The organism is Bradyrhizobium sp. HKCCYLRH1034 (genome assembly GCF_051168375.1).
GTDB lineage: Bacteria > Pseudomonadota > Alphaproteobacteria > Rhizobiales > Xanthobacteraceae > Bradyrhizobium.
The window spans coordinates 341932-355269 of record NZ_JBNPUW010000006.1 but is presented as its reverse complement, the minus strand read 5'-3'; the positions used below and the strand labels follow the sequence as shown (position 1 = coordinate 355269).

At 65.9% G+C, this 13338-nt stretch carries 12 protein-coding genes; 3 read left to right on the top strand and 9 right to left on the bottom strand.

Features of this window, described 5'->3' with window-relative positions; all coding sequences use genetic code 11:
- Positions 1–16 precede the first annotated feature (16 nt).
- The 7 genes from ACQR0W_RS17090 to ACQR0W_RS17060 all read right to left on the bottom strand — a co-directional run bounded on the left by ACQR0W_RS17090 (position 17) and on the right by ACQR0W_RS17060 (position 6696).
- Complete coding sequence (locus ACQR0W_RS17090) at positions 17–1015, bottom strand: ABC transporter ATP-binding protein (protein ID WP_315713886.1); 999 nt, start codon at positions 1013–1015, stop codon at positions 17–19.
- The gene (locus tag ACQR0W_RS17085; protein ID WP_316186665.1) at positions 1015–2013 is read right to left on the bottom strand and encodes an ABC transporter ATP-binding protein; all 999 of its coding nucleotides are present in this window, start codon (positions 2011–2013) and stop codon (positions 1015–1017) included. Before ACQR0W_RS17085 ends, ACQR0W_RS17090 begins: the two co-directional genes overlap by 1 nt.
- Positions 2013–2954, bottom strand: coding sequence for an ABC transporter permease (locus ACQR0W_RS17080; protein WP_315826014.1), 942 nt, complete (start codon positions 2952–2954; stop codon positions 2013–2015). Before ACQR0W_RS17080 ends, ACQR0W_RS17085 begins: the two co-directional genes overlap by 1 nt.
- Positions 2920–3879 carry an ABC transporter permease gene (locus ACQR0W_RS17075; protein ID WP_316165784.1) on the bottom strand — a complete coding sequence of 320 codons (960 nt, stop codon included), beginning with the start codon at positions 3877–3879 and terminating at the stop codon, positions 2920–2922. The genes ACQR0W_RS17080 and ACQR0W_RS17075 overlap by 35 nt, the downstream gene beginning before the upstream one ends.
- A gap of 43 nt (positions 3880–3922) precedes the next feature.
- Entirely contained in the window at positions 3923–5716 is a 1794-nt protein-coding gene (locus tag ACQR0W_RS17070) for a peptide ABC transporter substrate-binding protein (RefSeq protein WP_316186664.1), read from the bottom strand.
- 508 nt (positions 5717–6224) lie between these two features.
- A complete protein-coding gene (locus ACQR0W_RS17065; protein ID WP_410051199.1) occupies positions 6225–6350 on the bottom strand; it encodes a hypothetical protein in 126 nt (41 codons plus the stop codon).
- Positions 6351–6438: 88 nt separating this feature from the next.
- On the bottom strand, positions 6439–6696 hold the full coding sequence (locus ACQR0W_RS17060) for a DUF7662 domain-containing protein (protein WP_315713880.1): 258 nt from the start codon (positions 6694–6696) through the stop codon (positions 6439–6441).
- Positions 6697–6839: 143 nt separating this feature from the next.
- Here ACQR0W_RS17060 and ACQR0W_RS17055 point away from each other — a divergent pair, with 143 nt between their 5' ends.
- Complete coding sequence (locus ACQR0W_RS17055) at positions 6840–8348, top strand: sensor domain-containing diguanylate cyclase (protein ID WP_316186663.1); 1509 nt, start codon at positions 6840–6842, stop codon at positions 8346–8348.
- 46 nt (positions 8349–8394) lie between these two features.
- Here the strand turns inward: ACQR0W_RS17055 and galU are convergent, their stop codons facing one another.
- The gene (gene galU / locus ACQR0W_RS17050; protein WP_315713878.1) at positions 8395–9276 is read right to left on the bottom strand and encodes a UTP--glucose-1-phosphate uridylyltransferase GalU; all 882 of its coding nucleotides are present in this window, start codon (positions 9274–9276) and stop codon (positions 8395–8397) included.
- Positions 9277–9494: 218 nt separating this feature from the next.
- Here galU and ACQR0W_RS17045 point away from each other — a divergent pair, with 218 nt between their 5' ends.
- Positions 9495–10889, top strand: coding sequence for a lytic murein transglycosylase (locus tag ACQR0W_RS17045; RefSeq protein ID WP_315713877.1), 1395 nt, complete (start codon positions 9495–9497; stop codon positions 10887–10889).
- A gap of 140 nt (positions 10890–11029) precedes the next feature.
- Complete coding sequence (locus ACQR0W_RS17040; RefSeq protein ID WP_316169486.1) at positions 11030–12769, top strand: SGNH/GDSL hydrolase family protein; 1740 nt, start codon at positions 11030–11032, stop codon at positions 12767–12769.
- 133 nt (positions 12770–12902) lie between these two features.
- On the opposite strand, the gene ACQR0W_RS17035 is transcribed toward ACQR0W_RS17040, so the two are convergent.
- Complete coding sequence (locus ACQR0W_RS17035; RefSeq protein ID WP_315826013.1) at positions 12903–13274, bottom strand: CsbD family protein; 372 nt, start codon at positions 13272–13274, stop codon at positions 12903–12905.
- Positions 13275–13338: the final 64 nt, after the last annotated feature.

The window sequence follows — 13338 nt, the reverse complement described above, 5'->3', positions numbered from 1 at the left end:
CGCGCCGATCTCCGCCTCAACGGAAATGGCAGGCGACGAGATGCCCCTCGGCGCTTGCCTTCAATGGCGGCACTTCCTTGCTGCAGACGTCCTTGGCGATCGGGCAGCGGGTATGAAAGTGACAGCCCGATGGTGGATTGATCGGGCTCGGCACCTCGCCCTTGAGCCGCACGCGCTTGCGCTTGACACTCGGATCCGGGATCGGCACCGCCGACAGCAGCGCCTCGGTGTAGGGATGTTTCGGCGTCGAATAGAGCTGGCGTGACGGCGCGGTCTCGACGATGCGGCCAAGATACATCACCGCGACGCGGCGGCTGATGTGCTCGACGACCGAGAGGTCGTGGGCGACGAACAGATAGGCGATGCCGAACTTCTGCTGCAGATCCTCGAGCAGGTTGATGACCTGGGCCTGGATCGACACATCGAGCGCCGACACCGGCTCGTCGCAGATGATCAGCTTGGGCTCGACCGCGATCGCCCGCGCGATGCCGATGCGCTGGCGCTGGCCGCCCGAGAACTCGTGCGGATAGCGCGTCATGTGGTCGGCCTGCAGGCCGACGGTCTCCAGGAGATGAACGATGCGCGCCTCGTATTGCTGGCGTGAGGTCGCCAGCCCATGGATGGTCAGCGCCTCGCCGATGATGGCGCCGATGGTCATGCGCGGGTTGAGCGAGGCATAGGGGTCCTGGAAGATGATCTGAATGTCGCGGCGAAGCGCGCGCAGGCTTTCGCCGGACAGCGCGATGACGTCCTTGCCCTCGAAATTCAGTTCGCCCGAGCTCGGCTCGATCAGCCGGAGGACGCAGCGCCCGGTGGTCGATTTGCCGCAGCCGGACTCGCCGACGAGGCCGAAGGTCTCGCTCGGCTCGATGTCGAAGTTGACGCCGTCCACGGCCCGCACGCTGCCAATCTGGCGCTTCAAGAGCCCGCCCCGGATCGGGAACGCCTTGGTCAGGTTGCGTACGCTGAGCAGCGGCGCGGGTACGACGGGGGTGGCAATGGCAGCTTCGGTCATCACAGCAACGTCTCTTCGGCGCGGATGCACGCCACCTTGTGGCCGGGCTCGATCTCGCGCAGCAGAGGCTGCGCGGTCCTGCAATCGGGAATGGCGAAGCGGCAGCGAGAGGCGAAGCGGCAGCCCTCCGGCGGATTGACCAGCTTCGGCACGCTGCCGGGGATGCTTTCCAGCCGGCTCTTCCTGACCGCGTCGAGATCGATCCGCGGGATCGAGCGGATCAGGCCCTGCGTATAGGGATGGCGCGGATTGGCAAACAGCCGCTCGACCGGCGCCTCCTCCGCGACCCGGCCGGCATACATCACCACGACGCGCTGCGCGACTTCGGCGACGACGCCCATCGCGTGGGTGATCAGCATGATCGACATGCCGAGCCGCTCCTTCATGTCGAGCAGCAGATCGAGGATCTGCGCCTGGATCGTGACGTCGAGCGCGGTGGTCGGCTCGTCGGCGATCAGGAGCTTCGGGTTGCACGACAGCGCCATCGCGATCATCACCCGCTGGCGCTGGCCGCCGGAAAAGTGATGCGGGTAGTCGTGAATGCGGGCTTTCGGATTGGGAAGCTGCACCAGCGCCAGCATCTCCGCCGCCCGATCCATCGCCGCCTTCTTGGACAGGCCCTGATGCAGCCGGATCACCTCGGCGATCTGGTCGCCGACGGTGTAGACCGGGTTGAGCGAGGTCATCGGCTCCTGGAACACGATCGCGATCTCGCTGGCGCGGATCTTGTTCATCTCGGACGAGCCGAGCGGCACCAGGTCGCGGCCCTGCCACAGGATCTGGCCGCCGGCGATGCGGCCGGGCGGCATCGCGATCAGCTTCAGCACCGACATCGCGGTGACGGTCTTGCCGGAGCCGGACTCGCCGACCACGCACAGGGTCTCGCCGCTGCCGATCGAGATGTCGACGCCGTCGACGGCCTGGACCTCGCCCTCGTCGGTGTTGAAATAGGTCTTCAGCCCCTTGATCTCGAGCAGCGGAGCCACGCGCGCGTCCATCACATCACCTTCCGCGGATCGAGCGCATCGCGCAGGCCATCGCCGATGAAGTTGATCGCGATGACCGTGAGGAAGATCGCGCCGCCGGCGAACAGCGCCCAATGCGGCGCGATGTCGAGATAGTCCTTGGCGTCGAACAGCAGCCGGCCCCAGGTCGGAATGTCCGGCGGGAAGCCGAGACCGAGGAACGACAACGTCGATTCCGCGATGATCGCGGCCGCGACGTCGATGGTGCCGGCGACGATCACCGGCCCCAGCGCGTTCGGCAGGATGTGGCGGACGACGAGACGGGTGTTGGAGGCGCCGAGCGCGCGCGCCGCCTCGACGAATTCCTTCTCGCGCAGCGACAGGAACTGGGCGCGGACCAGACGCGCCACATGCATCCAGCGGAAGCCGCCGATCACGAGCACGATGAGCACGAACACGCCGCCTTCCGGGCCGAGCCAGCCTTTGAGGAAATCGCGGAACAAATAGATGATCAGGAGCAGCAGCGGCAGTTGCGGCAGCGACAGAAACAGATCGGTCAGCCACATCAGCGCGGCATCCACCGGTCCCTTGGCCGAGCCGGCGATCGCACCGACGAGAATGCCGACGAACAGCGCCACGCCCATCGCGGCAAAGCCGACCGCAAGCGAGATGCGGCCGCCATAGATCATGCGCGCCAGCAGATCCTGGCCGAGATCGTCCGTGCCGAACGGGTGCTCCCAGGACGGCGGCGCGAGGCGTGCCGTGAAGTCGATCTCGTTGATCGGAATCCGCCACAGCCACGGGCCGAGCAGGATCGAGAGCGCGAGCAGCAGCAGCACGACGATGCTGGCCGCCGCGAGGCGGTGACGGAGGAAGCGGCGGAGCGCGTCGCGGCCCGGCGAGAAACGCCGTTTGGGCGATGCGACGACCGGCACCGTCTCAACGGAAGGAGATGCGTGGGTCAAGCCAGCCATACAGAATGTCTGCGATGAGGTTGAAGAGGACGACGAGACAGGCGAACACGAAGGTCACCGCCATGATGACCGGCGTATCGTTGGCGAGGATCGCGCTGATCAGGAGCGAGCCGATGCCGGGAATGCGGAAGATCTGCTCGGTGACGATGGCGCCGCCGAACACCGTCGGCATCTGCAGCGCGACCAGCGTCACCACCGGGATCAGCGCATTGCGCACGACGTGCTTGACGATCACCTTGCCCTCGTCGAGGCCCTTGGAACGCGCGGTCGTGACGTAGTCGAGCTTGATGACGTCGAGCACGGCGGAGCGAACATAGCGCGTATAGGACGCCGCCTGGTAGAGGCCGAGCACCATGACCGGCATGATCGCCTGCTTGATGCTCTCCCACCACCATTGCCAGCCGGTCGCCTGCAGGTCGGCGCGATAGACGAACGGCAGCCAGCCGAGATTGACGCTGAAGATCAGGATCAGCAGCAAGCCGGTGAAGAAGGTCGGCAGCGAGAAGCCGATGAAGGCGAAGGTGTTGGCGATCTGGTCGAAGATCGAATACGGCCGCCGCGCCGCGAGCACGCCCACCGGCAGCGCCACCGCCAGCGCCAGGATCTGCGCGGTGCCGACCACGTAGAGCGTGGTCGGTATCCGCTGCAGGATCAGCGTGTCGACGTTGACGCGGCTGGCGAAGGAGAAGCCCCAGTCGCCCTGGAACATGGCGACCAGCCAGTGGACATAGCGCAACAGCACGGGATCGTTCATCCCGAACTTGATGCGCAGCGCCTCGCGCACCTCGGGCGGCACGTTCGGGTTGCTCGCGAGCTCGCCGAATGGATCGCCCGGTGCCAGCGCGAGCAGCACGAACAGAATGAGACTGATGCCGAGCAGGCTCGGCACAGCGACGATGAGGCGCCTGAGAAGATAGTTTCCCATCGCTCCACCCCTACGATGTCTGGCTGGTCATGCTGGCCGCGCGTCAGCTCGCCCGATACCAGGTGGCGATGAACGCCAGATCGTTGTCCCAGCCGCTCTTGTACAGCACCATGCCGTTCTTCACGCCGATCGCATTGAGCCGGTTGATCTCCGGCAGGACGTAGTTGTCACGCACGACGAGATCGTTGAGCTTGATGAACAGCGCGGCGCGCTTGACCGGATCGAGCTCGCTCTGGGCCAGCATGTAGGTCTCGTCATACTCCTTGTTCTGCCAGCGGCAGATGTTGCGGCCCTGCCACTTGTTCTCCTTGGTCGCGGCCTCGGTGGACACGAACTGGTTCATGAAGAACTGCGGATCCGCCTGCGGCATCGTGGTCTGATACATCTGCATGTCGCAGTAGAAATGCGAGTAGGTGTCGGGGTTCGCGACGTCCGAGGAGAAGAACACCGACGCGACCACCGACTTCAGCTCGACCTCGATGCCGGCCTTCTGGAACGCCTGCTTGATGATCGCCTGGTTCTTCTGGCGCGGGCCGTTGATCGAGGTCTGGAACACGAATTTGAGCGGCTTGCCGTCCTTCTCGCGGATGCCGGAGGCGCCCTTCTTCCAGCCGGCGGCGTCGAGGATCTGGTTGGCCTTCTCGATCGAGAACTCGAAAGTATTGTTCTTGGAGCGGAAGCGCTCGGGGTTGTTGAGAAAGTTGGGCGTCGCGACGCCGGCGCGTCCATAGATGAATTTCTGCACCGACGCACGGTCGATCAGGAGATTGATCGCCTTGCGCACCTCGGGATCGGAGAACAGCGGGTGCTTGGTCTTCAGGCTGGCGCGCTCGCCGTCGACCTCGACATTGGGGTCGGTGACGTTGAGGCCGATATACTCGATGTTGCCGGTCAGCGTCAGCTCGGTCTTGCCCTGGCCGCCCGCCTCGAGCTTGGTCAGGATCTCGTCCTCGACCTGCAGATTGTAGGCGTAATCGTATTCACCGGTCTGCAGCACTGCGCGCGCAGCGGAGACCGCGTCGCCGCCGCCCTTGATCTCGACCGTGTCGAAATAGGGCTGCGTCGGCACGTGATAGTCCGGAAAGCGCTTGCCGGCGACGGTGTCGCCCGGCTTGAAGTCCACGAACATGTAGGGACCGGTACCGACCGGCTTCAGGTTCGCCGGCGCCTCGCGCGACTTCGCCCCGATATAATCCGCAAAGTGATGCTTGGGGATGATGCAGCCGAACGAGGCGACGAAGGCATCGGCCCAGAACGGCGTCGGCTGCGGAAAGACCAGCTTCACGGTCAGATCGTCGATCTTCTCGATCGACTTGACGTTCTTGTAGCTGCCGATCGAGACCGCCGAGGTCTCGGGGTTGTTGGCGTATTCCCAGTTGAAGATGACGTCGTCGGCCGTGAACGGCTTGCCGTCGTGCCATTTGACGCCCTTCTTCAGCTTCCAGGTCACCGACATGCCGTCGGCGGCAAGACCGCCATTCTCCTTGCTCGGAATCTCGGCCGCGAGAATCGGCACCAGATTGCCCTCCTTGTCCCATCCGGCCAGCGGTTCGTAGAACAGGCGGCTGGCCTCCTGGTCCTTGGTGCCGATGGCGAAATGCGGATTGAGCAGCGTCGGCGCCTGCCAGAGCAGCAGCTTGAGCGGACCGCCGCCACCGGCCTTGGTCGGCTTGTAGGGGATGGCATCAGCAGCGACCGCGGCACCTGAGTAGGAGAGCATCGCGCCAGCCATCGGCGCGGTCAGCCCCACGGCAATCATCCGCTGCACAAATTCGCGCCGTGACAGGCGTCCTGCTTTGACATCAGCGATCTGGCTACGGAGGTCACGCTCGTTCATCCATCGACTCCAAAGGTGGTGCTGAATGCCAAAAACGCGTCCCCGTCCTGGATCGATCGGGAACTGCATAAAATTGGATCAGCCTTCGAAGCGACTGTCAAAGCAGAATCCGGGCCAATTCCGCAATAAAGAACGGATCGATTGTCGCACTTCGCAGATGCGGAAAGATTGACTGCGAGTCACATCCCGGAAAATGGAACTACGTCGCTCGCGACGGTCGCCACACACCGGAATGTTCTGCTTCGGAATGAACGCTCTCGATGTGCGCTCAGCTCTCGCGACACCAGTTCGGCAACTGCCAGAGGTCATTGTCCCATTCCGAGGAATGGCTCGACAAACCTTTGCGGATGCCGCTGACGCGCGGACCCGGCGACGCCATCGTTGATCATCAGCATCTCCATGTCGCAGTAGACGTGCGTGTAGGTGTCGGAATTGGCGACGTCGCTGGAGAAGAACGCCGAGCCACCACCGACTTCGGCTCGAGCTCGATGCCCGCCTTCTGGCAGGCCTACGTGACGATGACATGGTTCTTCGGCCGCGGGACGTTGGTGGAGATCTGGACCACGAGCTTGAGCGGCTTGCCGCCCTTCTCGCGAATGCCGCTCGCGCCCTTCTTCCAGCCGGCGTTCTCCAAAACCTCGATCGCCTCGTCGACGTTGAGCGCGAAGCACTACCGCCGGAAAATCAGGACACAGCCCCAGTGCCGCGGACACAGATGCAGCTCAGCGCTCCGGCTTCAGCTTGCGGAAGCGGACGCCCTTGCCATCGGGCAGCCGGGTCGCGACATAGCCTGCCGCCAGGCAGGCCTCGCGCTGCGGCATCTTCTCCTGCGGACTTCGCAGGCTGTCCCACCACGAGGCGCGCTGCGCGGCGCGCGGCAGGCCGTCGCCGATCAGCTCCTCGATCTCGTCGAGGCTGAGCACCAGCTCGGGGCGGGTCTGCCGCTTGAGATAGTCTCGAAGCGCATCATAGTCCGGCAAGTCTCGACTCCATCGTACCAGCGCGTGTGCGGCCGCCTTGACGACAGGCGCGGCGAACGCAACGACTCGTTAACCTAACATGCGTTACTTCGGCTTTATCCGTCAGTCTACGGACGGGACTCCACGGGGGACGGGACGATCCGATGCGCTGGACACGCCGAACGGGCCGGGCGACGCAGCCTTGGCGGCTCTCGGCGCGCACGCTGATCACCTGCTCCATCTCGACCATCATCGGTTTCTCCGCCATCTGCGCCAGCGTCATGATCGACCTGCGCCGGAGCGAGGAAGTCCGCGCCCGGCAGGCGCTGGAGAACATGGCCGCCAGCATCGGCGCCGACATCAGCCGCACCGTCGAGCTCTACGATCTCTCGCTGCGGGCGGTGGCCAGCAACATGTTGCTGCCCGAAATCAACGAGGTCAGCAAGCACGTCCGCCAATTGATCCTGTTCGACCGTTCGTCCACCGCGAAGAATTTCGGCACCATCCAAGTCTTTGATGCCCGCGGGCGGCTGTCGCTCGAGTCGTCGACGCTCGACCCGCTGCCGGAGGACCGCAGCGATGCCGATTTCTTCCAGGTGCATCGCGACCGGCCCGACACCGGGCTCTATGTCGGGCGGCCCGCTCAGCATCATGGCCAATATTCCATCGTTCTCAGCCGCCGCATCTCGACGCCGGACGGACGCTTCGCCGGCGTCGTCGCCGGCTCGATCCGCATCGGCTATTTCCGCGACCTGTTCGCAAGGCTCACGCTCGGGGCGGGCGACAACATCACCGGGCTCCGGCGCGACGGCACCGTCATCGTCAGCGCGCCGTTCGATACCGGCGCGATCGGGCGCAACCTGGCGCGGGCGCCGGCCGTGACCCGCGCGCTCACCGAGCCGGCCGGCTGGTCGAGCAGCTATGGCGCGCTGGACGATCTGCCGCGGCTGCTGGTCTGGCGCAATGCCAATGAGCCGCTGGTCGTGATCGCCAGCAAGTCGTGGGACAGCGTCTATGCATACTGGCGCCATGAGGCTGCAGAGATCGGGGCGATGATGCTGGCGCTGATCGTGTTCGTCCTGGCCGCGACGCAGGTCGCCGCGCGCGAGATCCAGCTCCGGGCGAAGGTCGAATCCAGACTGGAGCAGCTCGCGACCACGGATCCGCTGACGGGCCTGAAGAATCGGCGCAAGTTCGACGAGACCATCGAACTCGAATGGCGGCGGGCGCAGCGCGCCGGCGCGCCGCTGGGGCTGCTGATGATCGATGCCGATCACTTCAAGAGCTACAACGACACCCATGGGCACCAGGCCGGCGATCAGGTGCTGGTCGGCATCGCCGTGTGCATCTCCGATTCGGTGCGGCGCGCCGGCGACTGCGCCGCGCGTTATGGCGGCGAGGAGTTCGCGGTGCTGCTGCCGGGGACCTCGGAAGCGGATGCGCTGCGCGTCGCGGAGACGATCCGCAGCAAGGTCAAGCTGTGGGCGGGAGAAGCGTGCACCACCTCGATCAGCATCGGCGCCGCCAGCGTCACGCCGTCGCGCGACACGGACTGGACCGGCCTGCTCAATGCCGCCGACCGCGCCCTGTACATGGCCAAGGCCGCGGGCCGTAACCGCTGCGCCAGCGCAGCGGTGCGTCATCCGTCACCCGCGGCTTCGCTGGCGGCGTGATGCCGCCAACCGCCTCGAAGGCGCGGCATTTCGCGCCGGCTTGGCCTCAGCCCTTGCCTTCGAGATAGCGCTTCATGTCCGCGCGCAGGCCATCGCGCAGGTCGGCTCGCGCCATGGCGAAGGCGATGTTGGCCCTCAGGAAGCCGGACTTCGAGCCGCAATCATGCCGCTCGCCGTCGAAGTCCACGCCGTAGAATTTCTGCGTCTTCGACAGACCGATCATCGCGTCGGTGAGCTGGATCTCGCCGCCGGCGCCGCGCTCCTGCGTCGCGAGGATCTGGAAGATCTCCGGCTGCAGGATGTAGCGCCCGGTGATCGAGAAGTTCGACGGCGCGGTGCCCTTGGCCGGCTTCTCGACCATGCCGTCGACCTCGAACATCTTGCCGTCGCGCTTGCCGACGCCGCAGATGCCGTATTGATGGGTCTGATCGGCCGGCACCTCCTGCACGGCGAGCACATTGCTCTTTTCCGGCAGCTTGCTGGCGGCAGCAATCATCTGCGCCAGGCACCCCGGCGCGTTCAGCACCAGCTCGTCGGGCAGCACCACCGCGAACGGCTCGTCACCGACGATGTCGCGCGCGCACCACACGGCATGGCCGAGCCCGAGCGGCGCCTGCTGGCGGGTGAAGCTGACCGCGCCGGCCTCCGGCTGGTCGCGCGCGAGGATTTCCATCTCGGTCTTCTTGCCGCGCGCCGCGAGCGTCGCGTCGAGCTCGTACATGCGGTCGAAATGATCCTCGATCGCGGTCTTGTTTCGCCCGGTCACGAACACGAAATGCTCGATGCCCGCCTCCTTGGCTTCGTCGAAGACGTATTGGATGAGCGGCTTGTCGACGATCGTCAGCATTTCCTTCGGCATCGCCTTGGTGGCGGGCAGGACGCGGGTGCCGAGACCGGCGACCGGGAAAACGGCTTTGCGGATCTTCATGGGGATGACTAGACCTTGTGGCGATATGAATGCGAAATCGATCGCATTTTAGGTAGCTCGTTTGCAGCCGAGAACAAAGGCGGATGTTGGTCCAGTGTTCCGCTCGACACGGACCGAACGGCTAAATTTCGCTGCGGAAATCGTTAACCTTGTTAATCTCCCGTTAAGCAGGACCGGGCCTCGTGGAGGCCGATCTTCCATGCGATCTGGATCGAGACATGATGCGACGGAACGTGATGCTGACAGCTCTGAAGGCCGGTGCTGGCGCGGCGGTTCTGGTCACGGCGTTGACGGTGGTGTCTGGTTCCGCTGTCGCGCAATCCTCAGGCGGGCCGCTGAACTTTCTCGACGGCCTGTTCACGGGCACCCTGACGAAGGGCGACCCCGCCCCCAACCAGCCCCCTGCCGCCGGCGGGCCGCAGCCGTGGAGCGGCCAGGACGGCGCCTCCGGCCATCCGCTGATGACGGCGGCGGCGATCCGCGAAGCCGCCGGCAATTTCGACAATTGCGTCGCCGGCATGTGGCCAGATGCCGCACGACGCAACATCACCCAGGACAATTTCCAGCGCTTTACCGCCGGCCTGTCGCCGGACCTGCGCATCATGGACCTGCTCGACGCGCAGCCCGAATTCACCAAATCGATCTGGGACTATCTCGACATCCTGGTGAACGACAACCGGCTGGCGAAGGGCCGCGAGGTGCTGGCGAAGTACAAGCCGCAGTTCGATGCGGCCGAGCGTACCTATGGCGTCGACCGCTACATCGTCGCTTCGATCTGGGGCATCGAGTCCAACTACTCGACCCAGATCGGCGACCGTAGCGTGCTGCAGTCGACCGCGACGCTCGCCTGCATCGGCCGCCGCCAGGCCTATTTCAAGGATGAGTTCCTCTCCGCCCTGGAAATCCTCAATCGCGGCGATTTGCGCCCCGAGCAGTTGCGCGGCTCCTGGGCAGGCGCCTTCGGCCCGACCCAGTTCATGCCGACCGCGTTCAAGCGCTTCGCCGTCGATGCCGATGGTGACGGCCGCCGCGACGTCGTCGACAATCCGGCCGACCTGATCGCCTCCACCGCCAACAATCTGAAGAAGGACGGCTGGCAGAGCGGCCAGAGCTGGGGCTACGAGGTCGTGGTGCCCCAGGGCTTCAACTACATGCTCGCCGACCGCGCCAAGAGCATGAGCTTCGCCCAGTGGGAACAGCTCGGCCTGCGGCGGGCCAACGGTCAGCCGTTCCCGACTGGCGCCGAAAAGGCCTATCTGCTGGCGCCGGCCGGCGCCCAGGGCCCCGGCTTCCTGATGCTGCAGAACTTCCGCGTCATCATGAAATACAACCCTGCGGAAGCCTATGCGCTGGCGATCGGACACTTCGCCGACCGCCTCCGCGGCGCACCGCCGTTCGTTCAGGCCTGGCCGCGCGAGGAGCGAACGCTGTCGCGCGGCGAGCGGCTCGAGCTGCAGCAATTGCTCGCCGAGCGCGGATTTTACCGCGGAACGCCGGACGGCCAGTTCGGCGGCCAGACGCGCGAGGCGCTGCGGAACTTCCAGGCCTCGATCGGGGCGCCGGCGGACGGATTTGCCACCTCGGATGTGCTCGAACGGCTGCGGACGCGCTGATCGCAGCCCCAATCTGCCCTGCCGGTAACCTTCTGGGGCGATTACCGGCGCCGTCAACACCATCCGGTGAATGCCCGTTTGCGGCCTGATTCGCGTCCTATTATATGAATCGTCACGATCACGCCGCGCGACGGGTGCGCATGTCAAAGCTGAAGTCCATCCTCAAGCTGTTGAACGAGCCCGGCCCGCTGGTCGTGCTGGCGGTCGTCATCGCCATGCTCGTCGGCATCGCCGGTCCCGCCTCGGCCCAGTTCTTCAACTTCAACCCGTTCGCTTCGCCCCGCCCGGCACCGCGCGGCGGTGGAGGTGGCGGAGGTTGGTTCGGCGGCGAATTCTTCGCTCCGTTCCCGCAGCAACAGCCGAAGAGGGTGATCCAAGACTATTCCAAGGCGCCGCCGCCGGAGAAGCGTGATGGCGCGCCGGACCGCTACGTGCTGGTGCTCGGCGACGCCATGGCCGACTGGCTCGCCTATGGCCTGGAAGAGGCCTATGCCGAGCAGCCCGACATGGGCGTGACCCGCAGGATCCGGACCACGTCGGGCCTCATCAAGTATCAGCCCAGGGGCGAGCCGGCCGACTGGGCCGCCGCCGCCAAGGGTATCCTGGCGACCGAACGCGCCGACGCCATCGTCATCATGCTCGGCCTCAACGACCGCATCTCGCTGCGCGAGCCCGCGATCGAGAAGACCGACGACAAGAAGGGCGACAAGGCCAAGAAGGATGCCAAGGCCAAGCCTGGTGAGACAAAGCCTGGTGAGACCAAGCCGGGCGAAGCCAAGCCGGATGGCAAGGCCGACACGGCGGCCAAGCCCGACGACAAGGCTGCCGATACCGATCTGCCGCAGGACGAGGCCGACAACGACACGCCTGCGGTCGCGGCACCGGAGAAGGCCGCCCGCTCGCCGGGCGGCCTCTACGAGTTCCGGGACGAGCGCTGGGTCGAGCTGTATACGAAGAAGATCGAGGAGATGATCGCGATCGCCAAGAGCAAGGGCGTGCCCGTGCTCTGGGTCGGCCTGCCCGCGGTTCGCGGTCCCAAGGGGACGGCGGACACGCTGTTCCTCGACTCGCTGTATCGCGATGCCGCCGGCAAGGCCGGCATCACCTATGTCGATGTCTGGGACGGCTTCGTCGACGAGGCCGGCCGCTTCCTGCAGAAAGGCCCGGACTTCGAGGGCCAGATCCGCCAGCTGCGCTCCTATGACGGCGTCTATTTCACCAAGCCGGGCGCGCGCAAGCTCGCCCATTATGCCGAGCGTGAGATCAACCGGCTGCTCGCGGCCCGTTCCGCGCCGCTCGAGCTGCCGAACGAGCCGGCCACGCCGGACGCCAATGCCGTACCGGGCCAGCCGGCGCCGCGGCCGGTCGCCGGCCCGATCCTGCCGCTGGTGGCGTCATCCGTCGGCACCGATCAGTTGCTGGGCGGCCCCGGCTCCCGACCTGCGGCGGTCGACGCGCTGGCGGCCCGAACCCTGGTCAAGGGCGAGGCGCTGAGCCCGCCGGCCGGCCGCGCCGACGATTTCGTCTGGCCTCGCCGCGAGGTCGGCCGTGAGCAGGCCAAGGAGCCGCCGAAGGAGCCGACCCGGCCCGAAGCGCCGATGGCAGCGACTTCGCCGGCGGAAGCGACGCCGGCAGCACCTGGGCCGGTGTCGCCGCAGCCGCGGCAAAGGCGGCTGACCACGCCGGGGGCGCCCACCCAGCAGCCGCCAGCTCAAACGCCGCAGCCGAATCAGGGCGTTCGTGAGTTTTTTGGCTTCGGCGCGCCTCAGCAGCAACAGCAGCCGGCGCGGCCGCCCGCCGCGCGCAATCCGAACGCGCCGCCGCGGCCGCCAGGATTGGTCGGCCGCTCGGCAGCATCGCTGGAGACCCAGGGCCGCTGATCGTGACCACATTTCGGCGCTGAGGGCGATCGACGCGGATCATTCCGGACCAAGGTGCCAATGACAAATCGGCCCGCATTCGAGAGCGAATGCGGGCCGATTGTCATCTGATCGTCAGCGGGTCTTTGCGGGCTCAGTAGCGCCAGCGCTGCGGCGGCTGCGGCCGGCTCGGCGAGCGCATCAGCATCGCCAGTAGGAAGCCGATGCCGCCGGCGACCAGCAGCGCGCCCATCGGATTGTCCTGAACCCGCTTGGTCAGCGCCTGCGTGCCGTCACGCAGCGTCTCGGAGCTGTTGCCGAACGTATCCTTGGCGAAATCCATCGCCGCATCGCCAGCCTCGCGCGCCGCGTCCTTGGCCTGGCCATACATGTTCTGCACGACGCCGGAGGCCTCGCGTGCACGCCCCGACGCCTGCGTGCTCTTGTCGCCCAACATCTCGCCGACGCCGCCTTCGATCTTGCCTGCGACATCCTTGGCCGTACCGGTCAGCCGATCCTGATCCATTGCCGCTCTCCTTCTCTGCATTGTGCGGGATTGCTGGCCTGCTAACCGGCCAGCACGGCGCAGG

Coding starts and splice junctions, on each gene's coding strand:
- ACQR0W_RS17045 (WP_315713877.1), top strand. CDS start 9,495: ATGATGCGACGGAACGTGATGCTGACAGCTCTGAAGGCCGGTGCTGGC.
- ACQR0W_RS17085 (WP_316186665.1), bottom strand. CDS start 2,013: ATGGACGCGCGCGTGGCTCCGCTGCTCGAGATCAAGGGGCTGAAGACC.
- ACQR0W_RS17035 (WP_315826013.1), bottom strand. CDS start 13,274: ATGGATCAGGATCGGCTGACCGGTACGGCCAAGGATGTCGCAGGCAAG.
- ACQR0W_RS17055 (WP_316186663.1), top strand. CDS start 6,840: ATGCGCTGGACACGCCGAACGGGCCGGGCGACGCAGCCTTGGCGGCTC.
- ACQR0W_RS17070 (WP_316186664.1), bottom strand. CDS start 5,716: ATGAACGAGCGTGACCTCCGTAGCCAGATCGCTGATGTCAAAGCAGGA.
- galU (WP_315713878.1), bottom strand. CDS start 9,276: ATGAAGATCCGCAAAGCCGTTTTCCCGGTCGCCGGTCTCGGCACCCGC.
- ACQR0W_RS17080 (WP_315826014.1), bottom strand. CDS start 2,954: ATGGCTGGCTTGACCCACGCATCTCCTTCCGTTGAGACGGTGCCGGTC.
- ACQR0W_RS17075 (WP_316165784.1), bottom strand. CDS start 3,879: ATGGGAAACTATCTTCTCAGGCGCCTCATCGTCGCTGTGCCGAGCCTG.
- ACQR0W_RS17040 (WP_316169486.1), top strand. CDS start 11,030: ATGTCAAAGCTGAAGTCCATCCTCAAGCTGTTGAACGAGCCCGGCCCG.
- ACQR0W_RS17090 (WP_315713886.1), bottom strand. CDS start 1,015: ATGACCGAAGCTGCCATTGCCACCCCCGTCGTACCCGCGCCGCTGCTC.